The following is a 26,802-nucleotide window of genomic DNA, read 5'->3' as shown; positions in this document are numbered from 1 at the left end:
TTGTGGTTGTAGTAGATGTATTTAGCATAGCGCGCTGCACTATGTTATTGACGTTGTCCCTTTGGGACAAACACGTTCTTTTTTGACTCTTTCAATTCTTTAACAAATAGAGTCGCCTTGTTTGCCGTTTGATATGATTTTCAAATTTGATTGAATCAGTTTTGTTATCGAATGACTTGAAGAAAACGAGTGTCCATGGAATTCCGGATTTGGTGGAAACAGTCATTCCGTTATTATGCCGATCTAATCTCTCCTGAGGAGTTGCCGAAGTGTGACCGGTGTAATATTTATCCTTTGATTGACTGTATATGATATAAGTGTAGAACATTTTCTCTTGATTTGTTCTGCAAATAAAAAAAGGCTCAAAAACAAAAAGTCTTTGAGCCTTTTAAAAATGGAGCGGGAAATCCCGACTGACTCGGGACGCCCCCAACTTGGTCCCGGCTGCTGTCGGGATGCTCTGTCACTGAACTTTTAATTTATTAACAGCATCTGTACTAGAAACAAAAAAAGCCCAAAGAATATATCTTTGAGCTTTTTTAAATGAGCGGGAAACGAGATTTGAACTCGCGACCCCCACCTTGGCAAGGTGATGCTCTACCACTGAGCTATTCCCGCAGTTTCAAGAGTCATAAATATACGAGTCTCCAGGGGTCCTTTTCAAGACTATTTTCTGATTTTCTTTAAAACTTTCTCAGACTTAATATTGGCATGGATAAAATCATCTGACGGAATAACAGGTTTATCCCTGTATCGGTCCACAATGCAGAGAAAACCCAAGATTTCACCTCTGTCTGCCTGAAACTGGTGGATGGCCTCCGGTGCGATATAGATTACATCGTGTGTGTCAATTTCTGAAATTTGATCATCCAGAATCACAGAACCGGAACCTTTCAGAACTACAACACTGTGCGGATGTCTGTGCATTTCCAGCGAAGAGTATCCATCAGGCTCTATTTCAAAATAGCGCGTATGACTGTTCAATTCCGAAGTCTCATCATCCAAAAGAGAGTAGCGTGAAATACTCTTAAAATTAGAACCCTCAGTTTTATACTTTTTTGGTTCTACACCATTCCAGCCCTGATCGGCGGATTTTATGATTTTTGAACTACTCTTCATGCTGTTTGATCAATGCTTTTTGAAATTCATTAGCGGCAACTTGCAGGCCGTCCGGGTGTTTATATAAACTCCCTCCAATCAAAAAGATTATATCCCGGCCATACTGCTCAACCAAACCGGGAATTGTATTCAGTTTAACACCACCGCCCGGAGCAGGAAATGCGGGTTGAATGGAACCGAGATCTTCCTGGCACGATCGATTGATAGCTTTGCAGGTGTCGGTTGAAAACGAAAATCTCCCCTGTGCATTTGGGTAGATAATTGCATCTGCCCCGAAGGAGCGAGTGAGCCTTCCAAAATAGAAACTTGGATCTACACCGCTTTCGTTAATCAAATATGAACCGGAGAATGTGGGATGAGCCATGATCGGAAGTTCCCCAAGCTTTGCAAGTTCGTGCATTGTTTCAAATCCGACGAGCTGGGGTGCCACCAAAACACCATCCGCTCCAAACTCCACGGCTTTTTGATAACGCTCTGTAATGCGAATAGCTGAAGTTGTGATATTTGGGAAGTAGAGTGTCTTTTTACCGCTATGCTGTTCGCCTTCCCTGATGGCCTGGGCGCATTTTTTTACGCGCGTTTCAAATGGGGCAGATTTTTGATTCGTCAGGCCGTGATCATCTTTGATGATATCTATGCCTCCTTTTGCAAACTGAAAAGCCATGTTTGCAAGTTCATCCGGGGAGGAGCCTATGGGTTTGATAACGGCGCAGCTGAGCGAGCGATTCTCTACCCGAAGTAGATTTCCTGATTCCTTTTATACCAAATGAGGGACCTTTCAGCAACCGGCCTAAATAGGAAGGATCAGCGTCAATGAGTCTGCACCACGGCTGAAGCGAAATATTTCCAAACAGTACATTCAGGAATTGGGTGGGATCTTCATCAACCAGTTTAGTGTCAAACAGAATCGATGACTTCCACGTCTTGTCATCAACCTGATTCAGTGATTCAACCCGGGCGATATTATCCACAGATGAATCGGGGACAACTTCGGGCGGCATTTCAACAGATTGTTCAATACTGATTTGCCGGGCTTTTGAGGCAGCATCATTTTCGTCTGAAGCCTCAATCTGATATTTAGCCCAAAATGTGTTCCGGATGCTCATCTGTTCACGTTACCGAACAATGGTTTCAGTTCGTTTAGGTCCGGTTGATACAATCGTAAAGTCTACACCAATATACTCTTCAATAAACCGGATGTATGATTTAGCTTTCTCGGGCAGATCATCAAAAGATGAGATATTTCGTGTTTTGGTCTGCCAGCCCGGAAATGACTTGTAAACCGGTGTCAGTCGTTCAACATCTTCCGTATCAGATGGGAAATGGTTGATCGTTTCACCATCAAGTTCGTAATGAGTACATACTTTGATGGTTTCAAAGTCGTCCAACACGTCCATTTTCGTTAATGCAAGCTCATTCATACCGTTCAGGCGAACAGCGTATTTTAAAGCAACTAAATCAAGCCAGCCACAGCGTCTTGGCCGTCCGGTGGTTGCACCAAATTCCTGACCGTTTTTTCGAAGTTTCGCTCCGGCTTCATCATCCAGCTCCGTTGGAAAAGGGCCATTTCCCACACGGGTGCAGTACGCTTTTGTAATGCCAAGAGAGTGTGTTATGGCTAGAGGTGGAATTCCGCTTCCGGTGCATGCTCCGCCGGCTGTTGGCGATGATGAGGTAACATAGGGATAGGTACCGTGATCTACGTCCAGGAGACTTCCCTGTGCTCCCTCAAGCAGTATCGGCTCATTTGCCTCAATCGCTTCGTGGAGTATCTGAGTGGTATTGCAAATATAGTCTTTAATGGTGTCGGTAGCTGATTTCAGGTCATTGATTATTTCATCAGCGTCCAGTTCCGGCTCATTGTAAACATGCTTGAGAGCGGTATTTATATCAGAAAGATTCTTCCGGATTTTAACTTCCAATTCCTTCTGATTTAAAAGATCACCCATTCGAATACCGATACGGGAAACTTTACTGACATAAGCCGGGCCTATGCCACGACCCGTTGTTCCAATTGCATCACTGCCGCGGTTTTTCTCTTTTACCTGATCCAATACTTTATGATAGGGCAGGATGACGTGAGCTGAGTTGCTGATGAAGAGCCTCTCTTTTAGGTTGATATCCACGAGTTCTTCAACCTCTTTGATCTCCTCGACCAGAGCGGTAGGATCAATCACAACGCCATTTCCGATAATGCATTTAGCGTCTCCGTTAAACATACCTGACGGGATGAGGTGGAGTACGATTGTTTTGTCGTCAAACTTTAATGTATGTCCCGCATTGGCACCACCCTGATATCGAACCACATAGTCGGTTTCGGCGCTTAAGAGATCTACAATTTTACCTTTTCCTTCGTCGCCCCATTGGGCGCCAATAATGATTCTTACAGCCATATATCCCAAAAAAAAGGAGGTGCTGTATACACCTCCTTATTAAGTTAGTTAAAGTGAATACGTTTATTTTTCCTCAAATGAAGCAACGGCTTCATCCACAGAGCGGAAATGTTTAAAAACGGTAATGAGCTTAGTTACCATCAGCAGACTTTCGATTTTATCCGAAGCGTTTGCTATACGGAGATCGCCGCCGGCTTTTCTTAAAGTGGTAAGTCCGCCAATGAGCATACCCAAACCGGATGAGTTCATGAATTTAACCTTGCTTAGATTTACCACGACATTTTTTTTGCCCTGATCAATCAGTTCATGGAGTTTTTCATTCAGGTTTACCGCATCCGGCCCGCCCATTACATTACCTTTCAATTCTATGATTACGCAATTATAGCGTTCAGAAACATTAAAGCTCATATTAATTACCTTTTATGTTGTTAGTTAACAATCTAAGATTTTGCCTTTGCTTCCATGGCTCGTTTCTGAAGCTCTACAACGAGCGAACTGGCAACAAATAGCGAACTGTAAGTCCCTAGAATCACGCCAAGTACAAGCGCAAATGCGAAACCTTTCAGTACCTCTCCGCCGAATATAAACAGCACAGTTACTACAAACAAGGTAGTAACCGATGTGATTACCGTACGGCTCAATGTGTCGTTCAGGCTTTTGTTGATCATATCCTTAAACGCCATCGTTTTATATATAATAGAATTTTCTCGGATACGATCAAACACTACTACAGTATCATTAAGTGAATAACCAACAATAGTAAGGAAAGCAGCAATAATTGCCTGGTCGATACTCACATCAAATGTTGCAAACTGTCCCATGATGGTAAATATCCCTAAAACGACCAGCACGTCGTGAGCCAGGGCGGCAATGGCGCCTGCCGAAAAGTACCATCCCTTAAAGCGGATAAAGATATAGATGAATACGACTGCCAAAGCAAAGATAATGGAGTAAAGAGCACCTATGCGCAGATCCTCCGCAAAGCGCGGACCTACAAGGTCGGTCTTTTCAACACTTACCGTTGCATCGGGATAGAGCTGACTGAATGTACTCATTATAGTTTCACGTACAGCATCAATCTCACCTTCTGCATCTGTTCGGAGAAGGATTTCACTGTCAGAGCCGAAAAGCTTGATTTCCGGTGCAGTACCGGTTCCAAGCGGTTCGGTAAGTTCATTTCTCAATTCAACTACATCTACCGGGCGGTCGAATTGAAATACAAACTCTTTACCGCCGCGGAAGTCAATGCCATAGTTCAGCCCAAGGCTGAAAATGGCTACTAATGAAATAACGACCATCGTACCTGAAAAGAGATACGCAATCTTCTGTGCTCGAATAAAATCGAAACTTGGTGTTTCAAACCATCTCATAATATGTTACCTATTTTTTTAAACTGTTTAAATTCGTGAGTGATTAACCGAAGTTGACGGTAGCTGTTTTGTCGCGTGTCAGGTAATCCACAATCACGCGGGTAATTACAATCGCACTAAAGAGCGATGCAACGATACCGGCCATTAGTGTTACCGCAAAACCTTTGATCGGTCCAACTCCAAAACTGTAGAGAATAACGGCTACAAAGAATGTGGTTACGTTAGCATCAACAATCGCGCTCATCGCGTTGGAGTATCCGTTATCAATTGCTGCACGTAATGTTTTACCTCCCCGCATCTCTTCACGAATCCTGTCAAATATCAGCACGTTGGCATCCACCGCCATACCGATCGTCAATACAATACCGGCTACACCCGGCAACGTTAGTGTTGCATTAAAGGCAGCCAGAATACCCAGGATAAAAATAATGTTGAGTACCAGTGCGATGTCGGCAATTCCGCCACCTGTTCGGTAGTAGACGATCATAAAGAAGGCAACTACAAATAAACCAAACAGTGTGGAGTAGAGACCGGCTTGAATTGATTCCTCACCAAGCGAAGCACCTACGGTTCGCTCTTCAACAATGTCGAGCGGAGCAGGCAGGGCACCTGAGAGCAGGATGTTCACCAAATCTTCCGCTTCCTGAACGTCTCCGATTCCTGTTATGGAAGAACGTCCGTTGTTAATAGCGTTTTGAACGGTCGGGTAGGATACTACATAACCATCAAGAGCAATAGCTACCGGCCGGCCAATATTGGCACCCGTAATTCGGGCCCACCGTCTGGCACCTTCAGAGTCCATAGTCATGGAAACTTCAGCAGCGTTGGTGGTTGGATCAAAAGCCACACGAGCTTCGACAATCACATCACCCGTCATTTCAATCTGGCTTCGAACGGCAATCAGTTCAAAAAGGTCGAGACCGCTATCCGTTGCGAAAGGCTCTGCGCCCCACATCAGGGTAGTGTTGCGAGGAATAAGTCGCTGAACTTCCTCCTTTTTCAAAAGGGTGTTGACTACTGATGTGTCGGGCCCTGCCGCATAACCAAAAACATATTGGTTTCGGCCATTCGGGTTGAAGACATCGAGCAGATTCTCTTCGCCAAGCTCTTCAAGTTCTTCCTGATTCTCCTGGAAGTAATTCACAACCTGTTGCTTTGCAGCATTGATCTCTTCCGGTTCAGCAACCATTCTGAACTCCAGACGGGCTGTACCGCGGAGAAGATCACGTACACGTTCTTCATCGTCTACTCCGGGAAGCTCAACCACAATGCGGTTGTTACCCTGTTGAAGTATGGAAGGCTCGGTAACACCAAACCGGTCAACACGAGACCGGATAATCTCCATCGCACGTGACAAAGCTTCGTCTCGCTGGGTTTTTAAGTAGGTGGCGATTTCATCGTTTGTTGAACGCCGTGTGATATTATCTGCGTCGGATCGATAATACCGGCTCAACATTGCGTCGGGATCACGGGTTTCAAACTCAGCGACAAATTCGTCGATAAAGTCGGTGCGTTGCTCTAATGCTCTTTCCTCCGCAACGTCAATAATTTCTCTTAAATTTTCATCAGCAAAATCGCCGGCCAGTTCGTATACCAGCTGAGGTGTGCCAATTTCAAGAGTTACGTACATACCACCCTGCAGATCGAGACCCAGGGATAGTGAGTTTTCCTGATAGCTTTGCAGCTTTTCCGAATTTTCGGCCCGATACTGAATCCTTTCAGATTCCGTCATATCGGCCATATGGCGCTGTTCTAAATTCCATTGTAAGGTTGGAAAAAGGTAAAAGAGCGTCAGTCCGAGAAAGACGACGATAGAACCGATTTTAAAACCGTTGTTTTGACCTTTCATAGTTGAATATTTCAAGTTTTATAATTGATAATCGTTTGCCGTTTGGGCAAAAAATGTTTGTAAATAGATAGGTTGTGTAAATTGCTGCAGGTTTTAAAGTAGCTGTAACATCCTGCAGTCAAATAATCTAGGGAGCGTTTATACTGATTCCGCTAATCAGCGGCTGTATGGAGAATTGGGGTAAGAAATCGAAATAAAAACTGTGAGACCCGCCCATTTGGTTTTGGTCTCTGCTGTCACAAAAAGAGAAAAGTATTTTTGAAAGGCTATCGGATGAGATCCACTTTTGAACCGGTATGGGAGATTCTGGAAGCAGTGCATCCGTGCCGGTTTGCTGCTGTTGAAACAGATTCCACTGACCTACAAGCCATGAAGTGACCTGATCGCTGTTCTGTTTCGGCAGTGCACGATTCAGCCGAAAATCTTCTTTATTACTGGCAATCAGATGAGACGCCTGCTCAAGCAGTACACGAAAATCTGAAACCTGTTCAGGCAGCTTGAGAATTGCACTTCGTAGTTCGTTTTCTGATTCGTCACCGGTTGAGGCCACATTCTGATTCAGCCACTGAGTAAATGCTGTTTTTTGAGCATGACTCGTGAACGGCACAAAAAGATGTGCCATCATTCCGGCCATCAAAAAAGAGATGATAGACGTGCGAACGATATGTGAAAATCGATTTTTCATCAGACTGTCAAAAATAGTCAGATGACCGCCGGTTGACAAATTAATTTTTGCGGAATAACACAGATGTTTATCCGCAAACATGAAATTGCAAAACTTTTAACTGCCAACTGCCAACTGCCAACTGCCAACTGCCAACTGCCAACTGCCAACTGCTAACTGGTCACCGTCGTCTTTTCTCTCTCAAACTCCTGTTTCAGAAAATTACCTGTATAGCTCTCTTTTACTTCAGAAAGTTCTTCCGGAGTTCCTTCCGCAATAATTTCACCGCCTTCAGCTCCTCCTTCAGGTCCGATATCAATAATCCAGTCGGCTGCTTTGATCAAATCAAGATTGTGTTCAATCACAATAACGGTATTTCCCTTCTCTACCAGCTTTTGGATTACATCAACCAGCATTCTTACATCCTGGAAGTGAAGACCGGTTGTGGGCTCATCCATAATGTAGATGGTGTCGCCGGTTCCGATTTTGGATAGCTCCCTGGATAATTTGATTCGCTGAGCCTCGCCACCGCTGAGGGTTGTGCTCGATTGACCCAATGTTAAATATCCAAGTCCAACAGAGTTTAATGTACTCAGCTTTCGCTTGATAGACGGGACCGAATCAAAAAACTCTTCTGCTTCGCTGATTGGCATCTGCAGAACATCGGAAATATTTTTGCCCTTGTAGTGAATTTCGAGCGTTTCGCGATTGTATCGTTTCCCGTTGCAGGTTTCGCAATCTACGTAGATATCGGGCAGAAAATTCATCTCTATTTTTCGAACGCCATCGCCCCGGCAAGATTCACATCGCCCGCCCTTTACGTTAAAAGAGAATCGCCCCTGATCATAGCCACGGATTTTAGATTCCGGCAGTTCTGCAAAAAGAGACCGGATATGGTCGAATACTTTCGTGTAGGTTCCGGGATTGGATCGTGGAGTTCGGCCGATCGGACTCTGATCGATCGAAATGACCTTATCAACATTTTTCAGTCCTTCTACGGATTTATAGGGCAGGGGTACTGACTTCGAGTTGTAAAATTCGTTGGAAAGAATCGGAACCAGTGTCTGATTGATAAGTGAACTTTTTCCACTTCCGCTCACGCCTGTAACGCAGATAAATTTACCGAGTGGAATATCCACGTCCACATTTTTCAAATTGTGCCCGCGCGCATCGTGGATAGTGAGCGATTTGCCGCTTCCTTTTCTGCGCTTTTCAGGGTAGGGAATGATCTCCTCATCTCTGAGAAATTTGGTGGTCATCGCCTCGGGATCGAGTTCTTCCGGTATGCCTTGAGTTACGATGTAACCACCTTCCGTTCCGGCACCCGGACCCAGATCCACCACATAATCAGCGTGTTCTATCGTTTCACGGTCGTGTTCTACTACAATCACGCTGTTCCCAAGATCGCGCAGTGTTTCCAGGGATTTTATCAGCTTGATGTTATCCCGCTGATGCAGACCAATACTCGGTTCGTCCAGAATGTAGAGTACACCGACCAGCTGCGTACCGATCTGCGTTGCCAGACGAATTCGCTGAGCTTCCCCTCCACTGAGGGTTTGCGCCTCACGATTCAGGGTCAGGTAATTCAGTCCAACATTTAACAGGAAGTCGATTCTGTCGATCACCTCTTTTAAAACCTGCTGACCTATGATGCGTTGACGTTCTGTCAGTTTCAGGTTGCCGATGGTAAGCCGAAGGTTTTTTATATCCTGATTGACGAGATCATGGATTCCAAATCCGTCAATTTTATAGGAGAGAGCTTCTTTGTTGAGTCGGCCGCCACCGCACTCCGGACAGTCAATTTTTGAAAGATACGCCTTGGCTTTATCCCTCTGCTTATTGGATTTGCTGTCTTCGTATTGATCACTGATAATGCTTTTTAACCCGGCATACGAGTGCTTATAAGTGACATTACTGTTTTTAAAATCGTAACTGACGTTGAACTTCTGATCACCACCGCCATCAAACAGAAGATCCAGGGCCTCGTCCGGGAAATTTTTGATCGGAGTATGAAAGTCCATATCAACAGAGTCCAGCACCGCCTGGAGCTGTTTGAAAATGAAAATATCGCGGGGTTCACCCAGGAACCGGATGGCACCCTCGGCGATGGTCTGATCAGTGTTGGGTATAACCAGTTCCCGACTCACATCGTACCGGTATCCCAAACCGTTACACGCTTTACATGCTCCGTATGGAGAATTGAATGAGAATAGATTTGGTGCGGGATCTTCGTACGAAAGTCCGCTTTCGGGATCGTAAAGATGCTTCGAAAAAACTTTGTCGGTAATCTCACCATCTTCCTGAACTCCGAGGATCAGGTTGCCGTCGGCCATCTCCAGCGCCATGTGCACGCTGTCTGATATTCGTTTTTCGCTCTTCGGGGAGATCACAAATCGATCCACAACCACTTCCACGTTGTGTGTTTTGTATCGATCCAATTTAATTTCTCCTTCCAGATCGATCAGTTCGCCGTCCACGCGGGCTTTCACAAATCCCTGTTTCTGCATCTGTTCAAACAGTTCGCGATAGTGTCCTTTCCGTCCGCGAACCACCGGCGCCATGCAGTATGCCTTGGTTCCCTTTGGTAGGTCCATAATCGCCTGCACGATCTGATCGGAAGTCTGCTTCTCCATTTTGTTGCCGGAAATGTAGGAGTAAGGTACTCCGATGCGGGCGTAAAGCAGCCGCAAAAAGTCGTAGATCTCCGTAACCGTACCGACTGTTGAGCGCGGATTGCGGTTGGTCGTTTTCTGATCGATGGAGATTACCGGTGAGAGTCCGTCGATAAAATCCACTTCGGGGCGCTCCATCATTCCGAGAAATTGGCGCGCATATGCTGAGAGTGATTCCATAAAACGACGCTGGCCTTCGGCGTAGATGGTATCAAAAGCGAGAGATGACTTACCTGATCCGGAGAGACCGGTAAAGACGACTAGCTTCTCACGGGGGATATCGATGTCGAAATTTTTAAGATTGTGTTCGCGAGCTCCGCGGATGACAATATTATTTTGCAAGGAGATACGGATTAATTACAAATTCAAATGGGCAACCGTCAAAAATACGAAACCTTTGACGGAAAGGCATGCGGGAAAAACAAATTAAAAACGGAACTCATTCGTTTGATCTTTAAACGGTTCATGATAAAAAAGTAGTTATTGAGACGTATAACCGTTATTTTGGATCTCTTTTTTAATACACCAATGCTCATACCCTAAATGAAACAGAAAGCTAAAGAAGCAAATCCCATCAACACAGAATCTCTAAACAGTGACCGTAGCTGGAGTCCGCTTTCCTGGAGTGAAAAGCCAATTAATCAGCTTCCGCCATATCCTGACACGGCAAATTTGGAGCGAGCTTATAACGAGCTAAAATCTCTGCCTCCGTTGATTACATCGTGGGAGATTGAAGCGCTTAAAAGTAAACTCGCTGATGTTTCTCAGGGAAAAGGATTTCTGCTTCAGGGCGGCGATTGTGCCGAAACGTTTGATGCCTGCACGGCTCCCAAGATTGTAAACATGCTGAAGGTAATGCTTCAGATGAGTTTTATTCTGGTGCACGAAATGGGTACGCCGATTGTGCGAGTGGGACGAATTGCGGGTCAGTATGCCAAGCCGCGTTCCAAAGATTCAGAGACTATCGACGGTGTTGAAATGTTGAACTACCGCGGGGATCTGATCAACAGCTTTGAGCCGAATAAAGAGGCGCGCACTCCCGATCCGCAGCGCCTGATCAGGGCTTATGAAAAAGCAGCGCTGACGCTCAACTTTTTGCGTGCTCTGGCGGACGAAGGGTTTGCAGATTTGCAGCATCCCGAGCAGTGGGAACTCGATTTTATGCAGAATAACGAGTACTACAAGGATTACGAAGCGATGGTGGCCTCCATCAATAAGGCGATCAACTTCATGGAGACCATCACGCCTAACAGTTTTAATACGCTTCATAAAGTTGATATTTATACTTCGCATGAGGCCTTGAATCTCTACTATGATTCTGCACAAACCAGGCAGGTACCGCGCAAACCGGGATTTTTTAATCTGAGCGGACACATGGTATGGCTGGGTAACCGGACAAAACAGCTTGATGGCGCCCATGTGGAGTATCTGAGCGGAATCAGGAATCCGATCGGTATTAAAGTGGGGCCGCCATTTGATATGGATGAAACAATGGGCATCATTGATAAACTGAATCCAAATCATGAGGCCGGCAAGATTGTGCTGATTACCCGAATGGGAACAGATGAAGTGGAGAAGAGTCTGCCCAAGTTTATTCAAAAGATTAAACACTCGGGCCACCCGGTTGTTTGGAGCTGCGATCCGATGCACGGAAATACATTTGCAACAGATAGCAATGTTAAAACCCGTCGTTTCAACGATATTCTCGAGGAGATTAAGTCAACATTTGCGGTTCATCGCGCTGAAGGCAGTTATCTGGGCGGAGTTCATCTGGAACTCACGGGCGATAATGTAACCGAATGCGTGGGCGGAGCCAACGGATTGAATGAAGCCGGGCTGGGTACCAATTACGAAACGTACTGCGATCCTCGCCTGAATTATGAGCAGAGCCTGGAAATGGCATTTTTGGTAGCCAAAGAGTGGAATAAGAGCTATCGATCTTAAGGCTGCACTCATTGCAGATTGAAGTTTTTCAACTATTTTAAAAAGGCAACATTTAAACAATCGGTTTGAATGTTGCCTTTTTTATTTGACGTGAGATCGGTACAAGTATTTGGAAAAAGTGTGTGAGGCTGTCCGAAAAGGTATGTAATAAGTTTCTGAGCTTAAATGATTTAGACATTAAATCCCTCTCTATTTGATAGAGAGGGAAATAGCCTGCCTTCCGAAGCTTCAGCGCAGGCAGGGGTGAGTCTGAAGGGAAAACCTAAATTATTTAAGCGGCTTTAAAGTGCGAAATACTTTTTGGACAGCTTAAATCGCTATTTTTTGGAGCCCCATCTTGAAAAAGGAGGAGATTTCTCATGATGCCAATTTCATTGATTTTATATCGATCTCACATTAATTCAGATCAGGGTGCTATGAAACCACTACAACCGCTCATACTTCCAACTCTTTTAATTTCTATTTTTAGCATAATGTCAGCTTGCTCAGAAAATTCCAATCCATACCAGCCGGAATCCTATGTAAAGCTTGATCACCCGGAATGGAGTAAAAACGCCGCGATCTATCAGATCAATACCCGGCAGTTTACGGAAGAAGGGACATTCAAGGCGGCCGAGGAGCATCTTCCCAGGTTGAAGGATTTAGGCGTGGATATTTTATGGCTGATGCCGATTCACGAAATCGGAGAGAAAAACCGGAAGGGTACGCTTGGCAGTCCGTATTCGGTAAAAGACCACTACAGTGTAAACCCGGAATTCGGTGATTTAGAGGATTTGAAGAGCTTTGTGAATAAAGCTCATGATCTGGGCATGTACGTAATATTGGATTGGGTGGCCAATCACACTGCGTGGGACAATCCGTTGACCGAAGAGCATCCGGAATGGTACGCCCGCGATTGGAAAGGTGATTTCCGGCCGACACCGTGGTGGGACTGGTCCGATATTATTGATTTGGATTTCAGTAAGCCTGAGGTGCGTGAGTATATGACAAAGGCGATGAAGTACTGGGTTGAAGAGGCGGATGTTGACGGGTTTCGGGCCGATGTGGCAGGATTTGTGCCGGTGGATTTCTGGAATAATGTGCGGCGTGAACTGGAAGAGGTAAAACCGGTTTTTATGCTGGCCGAGTGGGAATCTCGCGATCTGCATGCCGAAGCTTTCGATATGACCTACGCCTGGAGCTGGTACGAGGCTGTGGAGCAAATTACTACGGGTGATGCTGAAGATCTGAGTTCGCTCTACGTCTACTACTCATGGAACGAGAGTGCCTTTCCGAAAAAAAGCATGCGAATGACCTTTGTAAGCAACCACGATAAGAACGCGTGGGAAGGTACGATGTATGAGAATTTTGGTGACGGGCTGAGTGCCGCGATTGTTCTTTCTGTAGTGGGAGAAGGAATGCCTCTGATATACAACGGCCAGGAGGCAGGAAATGACCGCAGGCTGGAATTTTTTGAAAAAGACCCGATAGAGTGGAAAGATCACCCTATTGGAGATCTGTACAAGAAACTCTTTGCTTTGATGAAGGAGAACACTGCTCTGTGGCATTCAGAGTGGGGCGCAACGATGATCCGCGTTCCGAATAATTCAGAAGAGAGTGTGCTGAGTTTTATCCGGGAGGACGACCGGAGTAAAGTGTTTGCGGTGTTCAATTTCTCTGATGAGTGGAAGTCTGTAGTTTTTAAAGAATCGCTTCATCACGGTGAGTACATCAACTACTTTAGTGATGAATCTGTCCTGTTTGATGGAAATTCAACGCTCGAAATTGAACCATGGGATTACAGAGTGTTTGTGAAGTAAGGACGAGGTGGAACAACTCATCTAAACGATAAACAAATCTTACCATTTCAATTAATTCGCGATGATGAAAAAATTCGTACCCTTTTTTTTGCTCTTGATTTTTACCCTTGGTGATTTTGACCGGGGAGTGGCTCAGTCCGGTTCACTTAACTGGAATGATTTTAATTCTGCCGTAAATGCTGCTGATGATAATGGCAAAACACTGTTTCTCTTTTTTGAAGCGGAGTGGTGCGGTTTTTGTAAACAGATGAAGAGTGAGGTATTTCCGCTGGATTCGGTTCAGGACAAAGTAGAGGAAGGATTTATTCCGGTGTCAATTGATATTGAGTCTGATGAAAAAATCGTCTATCTGAATCAAGAGATGAGCCAAAAATCATTTAGCCATCAAATGCGAATTGATGCAACTCCAACCATTATGTTTATGAGTAAAGAGGGAGAAGTTATTGGCAGGTATCGTGGATTTGCGGATGATAAAGAGTTGATACTGCTGCTCGACTATATTCGGGGAGGAGATGTCGAAAATGTTGACTTTGCTGATTTTAAAAAACGAAACAGTGACGGTCCTCAGAATTAACCCGGATTATTCACCAAAGAATTTATTTACCTGACTATAAATGAAATATTTCACGGAGTCTCCCCTTGAGGGAGTGCCGTAGCGGAGTGAAGGCGAGGGGTGTTTCCCCCTTTGAAGGGTGTACAGGGGGATGATTAGCTGAATCATGGATTAATTTTAAATGCTTGTAGCACATCTTCTTCGTGCTGCTTCGTGTCCTTGGGTCTTCGTGGCAAAAACCAAGCACCAGAGGTGCGTCATGTCCGTAGCCCATGGTCAGCGCAAAGCGTTGGCCATGGGGCAAAAGGCGAACCCGAACATGGAAGCACCGTAGGTGCGGAATATATGGGTCGATTTCACAATTGAGATTGAATTCAGAATTCGAAACATGCCACACCTACGGTGCTCCTGTGAATATCGGCCTCTTTCTCTACCCCACAGATTCACGTTGTGAACCTGTGGGGCTACGGATATGCCGCCCCGAAACGGGGCTGGTTTCATCCCTTAAATGGTGAACGCCATTTATTTTGTGTACGAATTACTGCTTCAAACATGCTAAAGCAGGAATGACCAGCTAAAAGAATGGTTGCATCTAAAAAGGTATGACATGAACTATTTTAATCACTTTTAAATGAAACTTATTTTGTAACCACTACACCTCCATTTTGCGGAACTTGAGCTATTTAAACAGAAACGAATATTTTTAAGGAATTCTAAAATATTTTGAACAGCTGTGAACAATATTAGAATACCTGGCAACATATCCACCGTGAATAATTCGGGTTAATACTTCACAAAGTCAGCAGACTTATTAAAAGAGTAGAAAAGTGAGAGAGAAGCCGTGTAGGATGTTGTTGGCTGTGTCCCCTCAAGATGTTGGTAAACCGGAATGTTTCCGCTAAGCCGAACCGTAAGCTGATCGAAGAGATCATAGGAGAGAGCCGGATTAACCATCAGCCAGGTTCCACCTGTATTTGGCATATCCTGATTGTTACGCTGATCTGATGCTGTATATCTGAACCGAAACGAGAGAGAGTAGCCAAGCTGATCGGTTATTGTATTACCCGTTCCCATCATTGTAATCCATTCATTGCCAAATTTGTACTCATCGTTTTCACCGAATCGTTCATTTGTGCCCGTTAGACGGTAGGAGTTTAACATATAGACTGAAAAGTCAGTATGAGGAACAAATGAGGCAGATGCATAACTCCAGAAGACTGCATCCCATGCACCGGATCCGGGCTGCATGTCGGCGTTCATCTGAAAACCGTTGTTTCGGAGTGATGTGGTACCAAAGGGTGCCTTAATGCCGCTTCCCAATGCAATAGAGTATTGTGAAGCCAGAGAGTGTTCTTTTAAAACATATTTCAAAAGCAAAACTCCGTCACCGATTCCACGGGTTGTAATATCATCAGGGTTGGAAGTCAAACGCCCGGTGATCCTGTTTTTAGTCACATAACTAAACGTTGCAGAAAGAGATAACCTTCTGCTGAAACCGTAATTGATTTCCAGCAACGTTGAATTTGTGGCCCGGCTTGTGTTTGAGTCGTCAAGTGATGCATTACCCGCGTAGAGGCTGGAAATATCATTGTATTCGTGAGTGAGGCCTATCACGAAGTTACCTGATTCTGTTGTGCCCAAACTTTGAGATCCCAGAAGCGGTGCACCGGCACAGCTACAGGTTTGAGCTTTTACAAACTGGGCGGAAAGAGTGAAAGCAGCCAGTAATACCAAATAAAATAATCTGCGTAGTATCATAAATGCTTTTTAAGGAGTAGAAATATGGGGCCTTCTGGGGTCCAGACCGAAGAAATCTGCCCAGGCAAACCAGTAAGCGTTATACGAGCGAATGGGTTTTAACTTCTCACCTGTTCTGGGGCCTGAAATTGCCTCACCGAAGTAGTTCCAAACGTTACCTTCTTCATCCTCCAGAAGTGCGGGTTGATCTTGTTCTGATACTGAAAAACTGAGTTCTGTTCCATCAGATGCTACAGAAGAATAGGAAGTGATAAAGTTTTGATCGGCGTTACCGATAATTACAAGGTCTTCTCCGGCAACATTTCTATTAACCACTATGGTGGAGTCCGGGAAATCAGACAGGACAAATACATGTAAATCCAGATTGTATAAAACACCGTGACCGAGTTCTTTCCGGTCTAGTCGGTCGTCTTCGCGGTTAATCGGGAAGATAATGTTGTTGTCGTCACTGCTGTAATTTCTGCCGTATGGGTAGGAGGAGTAGTCTCGATCAAAACCGGTCTCGCCCGTTAGAACTTCAGAATCCGGGAAATGCTGTTTCCAGGCTTTCCAGTTCATCTCTATGATACCGTATGATTGCAGTTTTGTGCCAATTCGTTCACCATTCACGCTCTGTTCGAGCATCTGGCTCCAGTAAGAATTTGTGGCGCGATCGTATGCGATAAGATTGTTTTTGTGGATCAATCCGGAAACGCCAAACTCTGTAACCTCTCCCTCAATTTCCCTGTTCCAGGCTAAAGCGGATCCCGTGAGAGGGCAAAAAGTGACAGCTACAGCTTCATCACCAATAAAATCATTTACTATCTCATGGTAATTCAAAATTTGATGGGGATAGCCTCTGATTTCATTCCCGATCTTAACCCCTATGATAAGCTCATCATCTTCAAGAAAATTGATCTCGCCGACCGGTTTAAATGAAGGGTCGTCGATAGATGGGATGTCATCACGTCCGGCGCCTACAAATACCTGGTCTTCCGGGATAAGCCAGCTGTCATCCGTGTCCGAATCATTTGGTGTTGAAGTGTTGGTGGATACTGACTCACAGGAAATGAGCAACACGCTCAGTAGGAGAATTGAATATAGTGACTGATTTACCATTTGTTGATACAAGCTTATAAGTTTAAACAGTTCTGCTTGTCAGATGTAACAACAAGGTAAAATCTTACCGTTCGGCCTCTTTCTTTTATTTGTTAAGCCGCTACTGCTTCCAATGCCTTGAGAAGTGCTTCATACTCCTGACGGCAGTTCCCGCAGCGTTCGAGGTGTTCTTTTACAGCGGGCATTGCTTTTTCCGGTGTTTTGCCCTGCAGTTCCAGTTCTGCGAATGCATGCAACTGATCATAGCAGTCGTCACATCCGATTTCGTGATCCAGCGTCATCTTGACCATCCGGATCATGCTTTTAAGTTTATCTTGTGTCAGTTTCATATCTATTTCCTAAATCTTTCGAACCATAGACGGTTCGGTGAAAAAAAATCTTACAGTTGGTTTAACATTTCATCCGGATCAATTCCCTCAGCCATGAGCCGTTCCTTCATTTTCAGTCTAGCGTCGTGTACAAGTTTATAAAGCGCATTTCGGTTAGTGCCCATCTGTTCGGCTACAACTTCAATGGGGATACCATGCATCATCAGGGCATTTATAGCTGTCTTCTGTTTATCCGTTAGCTCTTCATCGATCATTTTCTGAACTTTTTGAAGGATCATCCGCTCGTGAGTTTCTCGATCCGGACCGGGTCGTTCATCCGTGAAACTCATTTGATTGATCTCGTCACGTCCCGACTCATCATCATTTGCTACTAAATCACTCAATGAGATGTCATTATATTTTTTACGCCTCAGCTCGGAAAGCCCTTCGCGAACGGCAACTTTCATAGCCCATGTCGTAAATTTACTCTCTCCGCGAAAGGTGTGCACTTTGTCAAGAATCTTCAGGAGTGCATCCTGTACTGTATCTTCAACAAACTGATCCAGTTCTCTGTCAACGTATTTATAGAGGGCAGGTTTTAGCCCGCGAATTAAAATAATTCGCAGTTTTGCAACGGCTTGCTCAGCGGGCGGGGGAGTGAGCTGCTCAACCCATTGATCGTTGGATAAAAATTTGCCGCTATTTTTTCTTTTTTTAAACCAATTCAACATAGGACATTCCGGGACTGAAAGTCTGATTTCTAAGAACTACACCTCAGAAAATATAATTTTAAAGCTTTAAGTAAAGATTTGATTTAAAAATGTTTAAAAAAATATGCGGGCGGAAATAATCAGATTAAAATCATTTGGTAATAAATAACATATATACCTGCCAAAATCAGTACAACACCTGTAATACGCTCCATGTGAGGTAAAAGCTTTCGAAGGTATTTCATGAAAAAATCACGGGCAAAAGAGGAAAGCAGTATTGCAGTGATCATCATCAGGCTGATTCCTGCAAAATAAGCCAGAATATAGGTACTCCCCAGCCAAACGGTGGGTGCGGACAGAGCCTGGGTTGCCACTACCAGAAAAAGCGGAAACAGGCAGCCAAGTGCCCCGATCGCGTAAGCTACTCCAAAGAAAAAAGCTTCACCAATTTCAGAGCGATCACTTCTTTGATTCATATCAACGGAAAATGCAATACTCTTGCCGGAGATAAGTAGAATCCCCAGAATAATGATAAGGCTTCCCATGCCAATGGTAATCCACTTCATATAGGCTTTCAGTAACTGACCGGCTACCACAATAAGCACACCCGCAATGGAGTAAATAACAAGTATTCCCAAAATGCTCAAAAGCGCCAGTTTTAGTCCCCGATACAGCTTTTCACTTTGTGAGGGACTGCCGGAGGCTTCACGGCTGATAAATGAGATGATGTAACCGGGTAGCAGGGCAACGGCGCAGGGCGCAAAAAAAGCTACCACTCCCTGCAGGAATGAAAAGGTTATAAATTCCATGAATGTGAGACTTACTCAGATGAAAAATGAATAATGAGACGGTTGTCGCTTATTATTAATCTACGAGCTGTGTAAAAAGCTCCCGGTATTCTTCCTCAGAAAGAGCAACTTTGTTACGTCTGAATTCGATATTTCCGTCTCGGTTTACTCCTACTGTCGTAGCCTGACTATCTACGCCGTAATCGAGCATGATTTCAGGAATGCCTCTGGTTGTTGGAAACTGAAAATTTTTCTCTTTTGCTAGAGCTCTCATTGTTTCTGCATCGTCTGTAGGGTCTATGCTGATGGCTACAAGCGTTAATCGATCTTCAAATTCCGGGTAAACTTCGGATAGAACCGGCCAGTTCTGAGCACAGACTGGGCACCAGGATGCTGTGAAATAGATGACAACAGGTTTGCCCTCATCCAGGGAAGACTGCAGGCTGATGGTTTCTCCATCGATGGTTGTGACTTCAAAGTCGGGAGCCTGCTCTTCTTCTGTTTGAGCGTCAGCTTGATCAGCTTGTCCTGATGTACAGGCGCCAAGTGTGAGCATGAAAGATACTAGCAGTAAAAATTGTTTAATTCGAGAAAGGTTCATTTGGTTTGATCAGTGTTAAAAAATACTGTGAAAAACAATAGATGTGAAGAGGAGGGATAGTCTTACGAATTGATATTAAATTTTAAAATGAACCTCTTCGACAGTTTTTCTATTTATATGTAAGAGTAGTTGACTTGATGCCATCACTAATAAAAAAACTGCAAAAATATACAGCTATGGAAGAGACCCTTACGAGCAAAGCGCCAACAGCACAAAAAAATGTAGCGGGAAGTTTTTCTTACACACCCTCAGAACTTATCGAGAAATTTCAAAAAGTCAGGAGTTTAACAGAACAGATTACTGCTCCGCTGGAGATTGAGGACTATGTAGTGCAGGTCACGGAAAATGCAAGCCCTGCAAAATGGCATCTGGCTCACACCACCTGGTTTTTTGAGACATTCCTACTGGAGAGAGAGCTGGATGATTATGATCCGATTAATCCGCAATACAGCTATCTGTTCAATTCATATTATTTGCAGACCGGCGTTCCACACTGCAGGGCAAGAAGAGGCAACATATCCCGCCCGACAGTAAAACAGGTTTACGAATACAGAAAGAGTATCAATGAGTATGTTGTAAAACTGCTGAATGATGCCACAGAATCACAGTATCAGAAGTGGGGCCCTATCGTTGAAATTGGTATTCACCATGAGCGGCAACATCAGGAGCTTCTTTTGACTGATTTGAAGTATATGTTTTCACAAAATCCGCTCAATCCGGTTTATAAATCAGTCGATCGACCAAAAATTAAATCTTTGCCTGAAATATCATGGGTGCCGTTTAAGGAAGGAGTCTATCAAATTGGCCACAACGGAAAAGGATTCGGTTACGACAACGAATTTCCCCGCCACAAAACATATATCCACGATTTTGAGCTTGCTGACCGGTTGGTGACGAATGGAGAGTTTATGGAATTTATAGAGTCAGGGGCTTACGATGAGACCAAATGGTGGCTTGATGAGGGGGCTTCTACAGTTCGAGATGAAAATTGGAAAGCCCCTCTGCATTGGAGAGAAATAGATGGGGAATGGCATCAGTTTACACTTTCGGGTCTGGAAAAAATAGATCCAAGAGATCCCGTCACTCATGTAAGTTATTTCGAGGCGGACGCATATGCCCGATGGAAGGGACATAGATTACCTACAGAACAGGAGTGGGAAATAGCTGCTGATACACTCGAAGTAGAAGGAAGCTTTGCCGATGCCGGCCATCTTCACCCGATTGCACTTCAATCCGAAAAAGAAGGGCTGAAACAGATGTTCGGTGAGGTGTGGCAATGGACTCAAAGCTCATATTCACCCTACCCTGGTTATAAACCACTGCCCGGCGCGCTTGGGGAGTACAACGGTAAGTTTATGTGCAATCAGTATGTTTTAAGAGGCGGTTCCTGCGCTACCTCAAAAACGCACTTCAGAAAAACATATCGCAACTTTTTCTATGCAGATGAACGGTGGCAGTTTACCGGCATCAGATTGGCTAAATAAAACATATCTATTCAATTCAATTAAAACGAATAATCAAACAGATGGGCACGGCTGCACAAGTTCAAGAAAAAAATGTTAATAACTCTATGTCGGAGGAAGTTCTGGCAGGACTTAGTAAATCACAAAAAACACTTCCCAGTAAATATTTTTATGATAAACGCGGATCCGCACTTTTTGAGGATATCTGTGAATTAGATGAGTATTACCTGACGCGAACCGAGCTTGAAATTATGAATGGCAATATTGATGCTATTGCAGCAAAGCTGGGTGAAAATATTCAGCTCATTGAACTTGGCAGTGGAAGCAGTGTAAAAACAAGGCTGTTGCTCGATCACCTGAACAGTATCAACTCATATATACCTGTTGATATTTCCGATGACTTTTTAGCGGAAGTGGCCGAAAATCTTCAGGGTGAATATCCTGTACTTGATATAATCCCCGTTGCTGCGGATTATACACAACCCTTTGAATTGCCGCGCACCAAACCGGGCGTTCGGAAAATTGCTTACTACCCGGGATCTACAATTGGAAATTTTACCAAAGAAAACGCAGCTGAATTTCTTGCCTTGATCGCTGATCTGGCAGGTGAAGATGGCGGTTTATTGATCGGTTTTGATCTGCTCAAGGAAAAAGAAACGCTTGTTGATGCCTATGACGATTCGAAAGGAGTAACTGCAGAATTCAATAAAAATATACTGTTGAGGTTGAACCGTGAACTAAATGCCAATTTCGATCTCGATCTGTTTGAACACAGGGCGGTTTTTAATGAAGAAAAAAGCAGGATGGAAATGCATCTGGAGAGCAAAGCAGATCAATTTGTAAATATTTCAGATGCCCAAATCCATTTTGAAAAAGGAGAGACCATTCACACTGAAAATTCACACAAATATTCTCTGGAATCTTTTAAAGAGTTAACTGAATCGCATTTCAGGACCGTTGAAACCTGGACTGATCCCGAAAGCATGTTTGCTATTCAGTTTTTGGAGTCGAAATAAGGTTAACTTTAAAAGAATGCTAACAGCTTGAAATGGCAAGCTAAGTGAAACCTGTTTAACTATTTTTTTTCAGAATATACAGGACTACCCAAATTTCGTGCCTGTTATCAGGTTTTTGTAAGCGTGTAGCATTGTACTTTCTGAGGCGCCGAAATAAAACATCAAAAAGATGATCAGGTTGATGAAGTTTACTTTCAGGTAGCTGTTTTCTTCATATTTTCTCGCAGATACAACCGCTTCTTTTGGGATGATATGAAAAGTGCCACGTTCACGGAGTTTCTTAATTAAGTCAAAATCTTCCATAATGGCATAGTTTTTAAAACCACCCAGCTCCTCAAAAACGTGTCGTTTTATGAAGAGTGTTTGATCTCCACCCCTACACATTAATCGATCAAAACGGGTGAACCAGGAATTGACCTTCAGCAGCCATTTATCTGAGTTAAAACTGTATCGATAACATCCGGATTCGGCGCCATTTTTAACTTTTCGAACGATATCCTTGGCATAGCTTTTCGGGGGATAGGAATCGGCGTGGACAAAATAGAAAATATCTCCGATGGCTTGCCGGGCCCCAATATTCATCTGAGCTGCCCGGCCTTTTTTGGGAGAAACAGTGCATTTAAAACCGGCTTCCTGCACTTTATCAGGTGTGTTATCATTGCTCTGTCCATCAACTACCAAGATTTCAACAACAGATGAATCGGCAAATTCCTGAAGGTAATTCAGCAATTCCCGGATATAATCTGCTTCATTATAGGTTGGAATTATAATGCTGATGTTCATAAGCTAGATATTAAGATTATTCTTTTGAAAGCATGATTTTACCAAACCACGCTTTGGTAGACTCCCCCGTATTATCCGAATCGGTCATGATGGTAATTCCGGTTATTTCGCGAGGCTCTTCTCCAAAAGCTTGCCGGTAATCTTCTACAATATTACGTTTCAGGGAAATCCACTCTTGAGCGTTCTCATTTCCGGAGTTTACCACAAAATATTGCACCCAGCTTGTAAAAGGACTTTCGGCAACCGTACCCACTTCTTCTTTACTGGCCCACACATAATTCAATGATCTCAGTGGAATTTCAAAAGAAGTAAAGGTTTTAAAAAATCTGTATTTAATTTTTTGGCCGAAGGGTAAATCGCCAACGGGATAATCAAATGTAACATAGATTCGTGCAACAAAATCATCTCCGTCTTTTTGAGTGAGGTCTCCGTATTCCAATACCTCCTCAATCTTCCACTCCCATTCCAGATAGCTGAATTCAAAAGGATCGGCGCGAAGTGAGGTGGTTACGCTGGAGATCGCCTCCGTACTCGTTGCTTTGATCACGGGTGATCCGTCACTTTTTAAATCCCGTTCATAAACGGCTTCCTTTTTTCTTCCAAAAGGCTCATGGCGGAGCATTTGGGCATTTTCGTCATCCGGATCAAAATCAGCAGGATCAAGAATAAATTGACTAATGGAGTCGGCATTTAACCGAATAGGTTCTTGAGAAAAAGAAGTAAGAGGGGTTAATCCTAAAAGTAAAAACAATGGGATAAAAAATAGTACAAGGGATTTGGCTGTCATGAGAAATAAATTAAACAGAGTTAAAGGATAGAACCTATGTTCTTAGACATGGATGGAGTACTCGATTAAAAACTTACTTCCGCATGTAAGAATATCGCCGCTGTCATAGTCAATTAAACATTAACAAATACTTTTGATTATGATTATGATTGCAATTTTTGGTTTGTTCCTAATTGGAGGGACAGATCAGCCCGAAAATTTTCAAGTGCAGGACTCAGTTGCCGAATTAAATTTTCCTCAATTATCCATGGAGCTGGTCGAGAGGGTACGGGACGGTGAAGATGTTGGGCCCGTGACTCAAAGGCTTGCTAATGCTTCAGCAGATGCATTACACGCCGAGCTGGACACAGAAGGTAAACGAAAAGCTTTTTGGCTGAATATTTACAATGCATATGTGCAGATCTTACTGCTGGATGATCCGGAGCTGTTTAAGGACCGAAATAGCTGGTTCGGGTATAACTTTTTTACTTCTCCACAGATAACCATTGCCGGGAAAGAACTCAGTTTCGATGATATCGAACACGGAATTATGAGGCGATCCAAGATTAAGCTTTCTATGGGCTATCTGGATCAATGGTTCGTGGATGATTTTGTGGAGCGATTTTGGTGGAATGAAGTAGATCCACGTATTCATTTTGCCCTGAACTGCGGTGCGGCAAGTTGCCCCTATATAGCCGTTTTTGATCCGGAAAGAGTAGAAGAACAACTTGATATCACTGCCAAAAATTATCTGGAACAGACCACTGATTATGATCCGGAGAAAAATGAAGTGGAAGTAAATCGTCTTATGAGCTGGTTTCGGGCCGATTTCGGAGGTACAGACGGTGCCATTCAGATGCTGAAGGATTATGAGGTGATTCCTCAAGATGCCGACCCATCTATCTCATTCAAAGAGTATGATTGGACACTGGAACTGGGGAATTATCAGGAGATCTGAAAAAAAATAATTAATTAAACATACTGATCAGGACTATGGAAACCACTACGAAATTTAATGAAGTAAAAGAGTACTATGGGAAAGTACTTCAGGGCAGTAACGATTTGAAAACCAGTGCCTGTTGCAATTCAGAGTCTTTGCCGAATTACCAAAAAGAGATCCTCAAAGAGATAGAAGATGAAATTCTGACACGCTTTTACGGATGTGGTTCACCCATTCCGCTGGCCTTGGAAGGAAAAACCATACTGGACCTCGGGTGTGGTACCGGAAGAGATGCTTTTATGGCTGCTAAGCTGGCTGGTACGGATGGATATGTGATCGGTATTGATATGACCGAGGAGCAGCTTGAGGTCGCTAAAAGAAATACTAACAAACAGATGGCAGCTTTTGGTTTTAGTGAACCGAATGTCTCTTTCAGAACCGGTTACATCGAGGACCTGGCTACTGCAGGGATTGAAGATAACTCCGTGGATGTGGTCATCTCGAATTGCGTAATCAATCTTTCTCCGGATAAGAAGCAGGTATTTTCGGAAATTTTCCGCGTGCTTAAACCGGGAGGAGAACTATATTTTTCTGATGTATTTGCTGATCGAAGGATTCCTGAAGAGTTGCAGGATGATCCCGTTTTATATGGGGAATGTTTATCCGGGGCTATGTATATAGAAGATTTTCGGCGCTTATTAAGAGATTTTGGCTGCCCTGACTATCGGTTAGTGAGCCAATCTCAAATTTCACTCGATAATCCTGAAATAGAAGAGAAGGCCGGCATGATCAATTTCTATTCCATGACCATCCGTGCCTTTAAGCTGGATAGCCTGGAGGATATTTGCGAAGATTACGGTCAAGTTGCCGTATATAAAGGCACTATTCCACATGCTCCGCATCGTTTTGCATTAGATGATCATCACATATTTGAAACCGGGAAACCTATGCTGGTTTGCGGTAATACCGCTGCCATGCTGGAAGAGACACGCTTCAACGATTATTTCAAAGTGACGGGAGACAAATCGGTACATCATGGAGCATTTGATTGTGGAGTCTCGAACAGCAGTTCCGGTGACGATAGCCTAACAGCGTGCTGTTGATCATGTAAAAAACAAAGATTCTCGATTTCAGTTCTTCAGCGACACTCCATTTACAAACTTCCAAGATGCCATAGATTTCCATTGTTCATCAATGGGTTATGGGTAATGTCAGAAGGCAATTCCGGCTTTATATAAGTTTATACTTTTGTGACCTCTGAGATATACACGGAATTCCACATAATCAAAGACTATTTTCGTTAAAAATAAATTTACAGTCTTTGAGGCTGATAACAGACGATATCTCTTCTTTTTGAAAGGAATTTTAGAGGTCATAATGCCATTATATCTAACAGTAAAAATAATCTTTCATTTAAAAATATCAGATGAATCAACTTCTCTACTTGATTATTGGTATTTCGTGGCTGGCAGGATTTACTGCTTTTCTGGGAAGTCTTATTGCCTATTTTGAACGTGCCGGGGATTCAGAAACAAAACAAGAAGTCATAAAGGGAATTGTAGCATTGGGCGGCGGGATCCTGCTGGCTGCAGTGGCTTTTGCTCTTGCGCCGAGAGCAATTGAGATATTAGATATTTTCACTTTAACGGTAACTTTTTGTGCCGGAGGTTTGGTTTTTTGCATTGTCGACGCCCTGATTGCTAATAAATCGGGGAATAAAGCTCAGCTTATGGCGATGCTTTTGGATTTTATTCCCGAAGCTATTTCGATGGGAGCCGTTTTCGGGCAAAACAGAGATATGGGATTTTTGTTGGGTGGGTTTATTGCAGCACAGAATCTGCCTGAAGGATTTAATTCCTTTCGGGAAATGAAGGAGTCGGGCCTGAAGCCAAGTAAGATATTGACCGGGTTGTTTGCGGTCAGTTTTCTAGGTCCTTTGGCTGCTGTAACCGGGTATTATTTTCTACAGGATCAACAGGTATTGACGGCGGGGATTATGAGTTTTGCTTCGGGAGGCATACTATATCTTATTTTCCAGGATATCGCTCCTCAGTCAACAATGAAGAAGCATTGGATTCCCCCATTTGGAGCCGTAATTGGATTTGCCATTGGTATGATTGGCCATAAGCTGCTCAGCTAATAGTGTTGGAGTAGAAATTTGAAAGCTTTGAAATATCAATAAGGCTTTTGGGAAGCAATGGATCGACT

26 protein-coding genes and 1 tRNA gene are annotated in these 26,802 nt (G+C 43.8%); 8 read left to right on the top strand and 19 right to left on the bottom strand.

The genetic code is table 11. The features are described 5' to 3' along the window. Positions 1 to 91 precede the first annotated feature (91 nt). The 11 genes from U5K35_RS19525 to uvrA all read right to left on the bottom strand — a co-directional run bounded on the left by U5K35_RS19525 (position 92) and on the right by uvrA (position 10,409). The gene (locus U5K35_RS19525; protein WP_416221579.1) at positions 92 to 328 is read right to left on the bottom strand and encodes a GIY-YIG nuclease family protein; all 237 of its coding nucleotides are present in this window, start codon (positions 326 to 328) and stop codon (positions 92 to 94) included. A gap of 218 nt (positions 329 to 546) precedes the next feature. Next, positions 547 to 618, bottom strand: a tRNA-Gly gene (locus U5K35_RS04105). 48 nt (positions 619 to 666) lie between these two features. Next, positions 667 to 1,119 (bottom strand): cupin domain-containing protein, encoded by a 453-nt coding sequence (locus tag U5K35_RS04100; RefSeq protein WP_322570199.1) that lies wholly within the window; start codon positions 1,117 to 1,119, stop codon positions 667 to 669. Beyond that, complete coding sequence (locus U5K35_RS04095) at positions 1,109 to 1,813, bottom strand: RuBisCO large subunit C-terminal-like domain-containing protein (RefSeq protein WP_322570522.1); 705 nt, start codon at positions 1,811 to 1,813, stop codon at positions 1,109 to 1,111. Before U5K35_RS04095 ends, U5K35_RS04100 begins: the two co-directional genes overlap by 11 nt. Then, on the bottom strand, positions 1,794 to 2,225 hold the full coding sequence (locus U5K35_RS04090) for a hypothetical protein (RefSeq protein WP_322570198.1): 432 nt from the start codon (positions 2,223 to 2,225) through the stop codon (positions 1,794 to 1,796). Before U5K35_RS04090 ends, U5K35_RS04095 begins: the two co-directional genes overlap by 20 nt. 9 nt (positions 2,226 to 2,234) lie before the next feature. Beyond that, a complete protein-coding gene (locus U5K35_RS04085) occupies positions 2,235 to 3,512 on the bottom strand; it encodes an adenylosuccinate synthase (RefSeq protein ID WP_322570197.1) in 1,278 nt (425 codons plus the stop codon). A gap of 63 nt (positions 3,513 to 3,575) precedes the next feature. Further along, positions 3,576 to 3,920, bottom strand: coding sequence for an STAS domain-containing protein (locus tag U5K35_RS04080; protein ID WP_322570196.1), 345 nt, complete (start codon positions 3,918 to 3,920; stop codon positions 3,576 to 3,578). 32 nt (positions 3,921 to 3,952) lie between these two features. After that, positions 3,953 to 4,882, bottom strand: coding sequence for a protein translocase subunit SecF (gene secF, locus U5K35_RS04075; RefSeq protein ID WP_322570195.1), 930 nt, complete (start codon positions 4,880 to 4,882; stop codon positions 3,953 to 3,955). A 43-nt stretch (positions 4,883 to 4,925) separates the two neighbouring features. After that, complete coding sequence (gene secD, locus U5K35_RS04070; RefSeq protein ID WP_322570194.1) at positions 4,926 to 6,731, bottom strand: protein translocase subunit SecD; 1,806 nt, start codon at positions 6,729 to 6,731, stop codon at positions 4,926 to 4,928. Positions 6,732 to 6,858: 127 nt separating this feature from the next. Beyond that, positions 6,859 to 7,416 carry a hypothetical protein gene (locus U5K35_RS04065; RefSeq protein ID WP_322570193.1) on the bottom strand — a complete coding sequence of 186 codons (558 nt, stop codon included), beginning with the start codon at positions 7,414 to 7,416 and terminating at the stop codon, positions 6,859 to 6,861. Between the two features lie 152 nt (positions 7,417 to 7,568). Beyond that, positions 7,569 to 10,409: an excinuclease ABC subunit UvrA gene (gene uvrA, locus U5K35_RS04060; protein WP_322570192.1), complete on the bottom strand. Its 2,841-nt coding sequence runs from the start codon at positions 10,407 to 10,409 to the stop codon at positions 7,569 to 7,571. Between the two features lie 201 nt (positions 10,410 to 10,610). Between uvrA and U5K35_RS04055 the strand changes: the two genes are divergently transcribed. The 3 genes from U5K35_RS04055 to U5K35_RS04045 all read left to right on the top strand — a co-directional run bounded on the left by U5K35_RS04055 (position 10,611) and on the right by U5K35_RS04045 (position 14,384). Next, the gene (locus U5K35_RS04055; protein WP_322570191.1) at positions 10,611 to 12,011 is read left to right on the top strand and encodes a class II 3-deoxy-7-phosphoheptulonate synthase; all 1,401 of its coding nucleotides are present in this window, start codon (positions 10,611 to 10,613) and stop codon (positions 12,009 to 12,011) included. A 416-nt stretch (positions 12,012 to 12,427) separates the two neighbouring features. Further along, positions 12,428 to 13,810 (top strand): alpha-amylase family glycosyl hydrolase, encoded by a 1,383-nt coding sequence (locus U5K35_RS04050; protein WP_322570190.1) that lies wholly within the window; start codon positions 12,428 to 12,430, stop codon positions 13,808 to 13,810. Between the two features lie 61 nt (positions 13,811 to 13,871). Next, positions 13,872 to 14,384, top strand: coding sequence for a thioredoxin family protein (locus U5K35_RS04045; protein WP_322570189.1), 513 nt, complete (start codon positions 13,872 to 13,874; stop codon positions 14,382 to 14,384). Between the two features lie 762 nt (positions 14,385 to 15,146). Here U5K35_RS04045 and U5K35_RS04040 read toward each other — a convergent pair. The 6 genes from U5K35_RS04040 to U5K35_RS04015 form a co-directional block, all read right to left on the bottom strand. After that, a complete protein-coding gene (locus tag U5K35_RS04040; RefSeq protein ID WP_322570188.1) occupies positions 15,147 to 16,121 on the bottom strand; it encodes a hypothetical protein in 975 nt (324 codons plus the stop codon). A gap of 9 nt (positions 16,122 to 16,130) precedes the next feature. After that, complete coding sequence (locus U5K35_RS04035; RefSeq protein ID WP_322570187.1) at positions 16,131 to 17,177, bottom strand: DUF3179 domain-containing protein; 1,047 nt, start codon at positions 17,175 to 17,177, stop codon at positions 16,131 to 16,133. 134 nt (positions 17,178 to 17,311) lie between these two features. Further along, positions 17,312 to 17,548 (bottom strand): hypothetical protein, encoded by a 237-nt coding sequence (locus U5K35_RS04030; protein ID WP_322570186.1) that lies wholly within the window; start codon positions 17,546 to 17,548, stop codon positions 17,312 to 17,314. 50 nt (positions 17,549 to 17,598) lie between these two features. Beyond that, positions 17,599 to 18,258 (bottom strand): sigma-70 family RNA polymerase sigma factor, encoded by a 660-nt coding sequence (locus tag U5K35_RS04025; RefSeq protein WP_322570185.1) that lies wholly within the window; start codon positions 18,256 to 18,258, stop codon positions 17,599 to 17,601. Positions 18,259 to 18,377: 119 nt separating this feature from the next. Further along, entirely contained in the window at positions 18,378 to 19,046 is a 669-nt protein-coding gene (locus U5K35_RS04020) for a cytochrome c biogenesis CcdA family protein (protein WP_322570184.1), read from the bottom strand. A gap of 55 nt (positions 19,047 to 19,101) precedes the next feature. Next, positions 19,102 to 19,626 (bottom strand): TlpA disulfide reductase family protein, encoded by a 525-nt coding sequence (locus U5K35_RS04015; RefSeq protein ID WP_322570183.1) that lies wholly within the window; start codon positions 19,624 to 19,626, stop codon positions 19,102 to 19,104. 137 nt (positions 19,627 to 19,763) lie between these two features. Here U5K35_RS04015 and egtB point away from each other — a divergent pair, with 137 nt between their 5' ends. Then, positions 19,764 to 21,110: an ergothioneine biosynthesis protein EgtB gene (egtB, locus tag U5K35_RS04010; RefSeq protein ID WP_322570182.1), complete on the top strand. Its 1,347-nt coding sequence runs from the start codon at positions 19,764 to 19,766 to the stop codon at positions 21,108 to 21,110. Positions 21,111 to 21,151: 41 nt separating this feature from the next. After that, positions 21,152 to 22,105 carry an L-histidine N(alpha)-methyltransferase gene (gene egtD, locus U5K35_RS04005; protein WP_322570181.1) on the top strand — a complete coding sequence of 318 codons (954 nt, stop codon included), beginning with the start codon at positions 21,152 to 21,154 and terminating at the stop codon, positions 22,103 to 22,105. Between the two features lie 84 nt (positions 22,106 to 22,189). On the opposite strand, the gene U5K35_RS04000 is transcribed toward egtD, so the two are convergent. Both U5K35_RS04000 and U5K35_RS03995 read right to left on the bottom strand, forming a co-directional pair. After that, positions 22,190 to 22,888 (bottom strand): TIGR04283 family arsenosugar biosynthesis glycosyltransferase, encoded by a 699-nt coding sequence (locus U5K35_RS04000; protein ID WP_322570180.1) that lies wholly within the window; start codon positions 22,886 to 22,888, stop codon positions 22,190 to 22,192. A gap of 16 nt (positions 22,889 to 22,904) precedes the next feature. Next, entirely contained in the window at positions 22,905 to 23,675 is a 771-nt protein-coding gene (locus U5K35_RS03995; protein WP_322570179.1) for a DUF3047 domain-containing protein, read from the bottom strand. Between the two features lie 145 nt (positions 23,676 to 23,820). Here U5K35_RS03995 and U5K35_RS03990 point away from each other — a divergent pair, with 145 nt between their 5' ends. The 3 genes from U5K35_RS03990 to U5K35_RS03980 all read left to right on the top strand — a co-directional run bounded on the left by U5K35_RS03990 (position 23,821) and on the right by U5K35_RS03980 (position 26,734). After that, a complete protein-coding gene (locus U5K35_RS03990; protein WP_322570178.1) occupies positions 23,821 to 24,612 on the top strand; it encodes a DUF547 domain-containing protein in 792 nt (263 codons plus the stop codon). A 35-nt stretch (positions 24,613 to 24,647) separates the two neighbouring features. Further along, entirely contained in the window at positions 24,648 to 25,697 is a 1,050-nt protein-coding gene (locus U5K35_RS03985; RefSeq protein WP_322570177.1) for a methyltransferase domain-containing protein, read from the top strand. A 323-nt stretch (positions 25,698 to 26,020) separates the two neighbouring features. Beyond that, positions 26,021 to 26,734, top strand: coding sequence for a divalent cation transporter (locus tag U5K35_RS03980; RefSeq protein WP_322570176.1), 714 nt, complete (start codon positions 26,021 to 26,023; stop codon positions 26,732 to 26,734). Positions 26,735 to 26,802 lie beyond the last annotated feature (68 nt).

It is taken from the genome of Rhodohalobacter sp. (genome assembly GCF_034521535.1).
Taxonomy (GTDB): Bacteria; Bacteroidota; Rhodothermia; order Balneolales; family Balneolaceae; genus Rhodohalobacter.
This window is presented reverse-complemented; position numbering and strand designations above follow the sequence as displayed.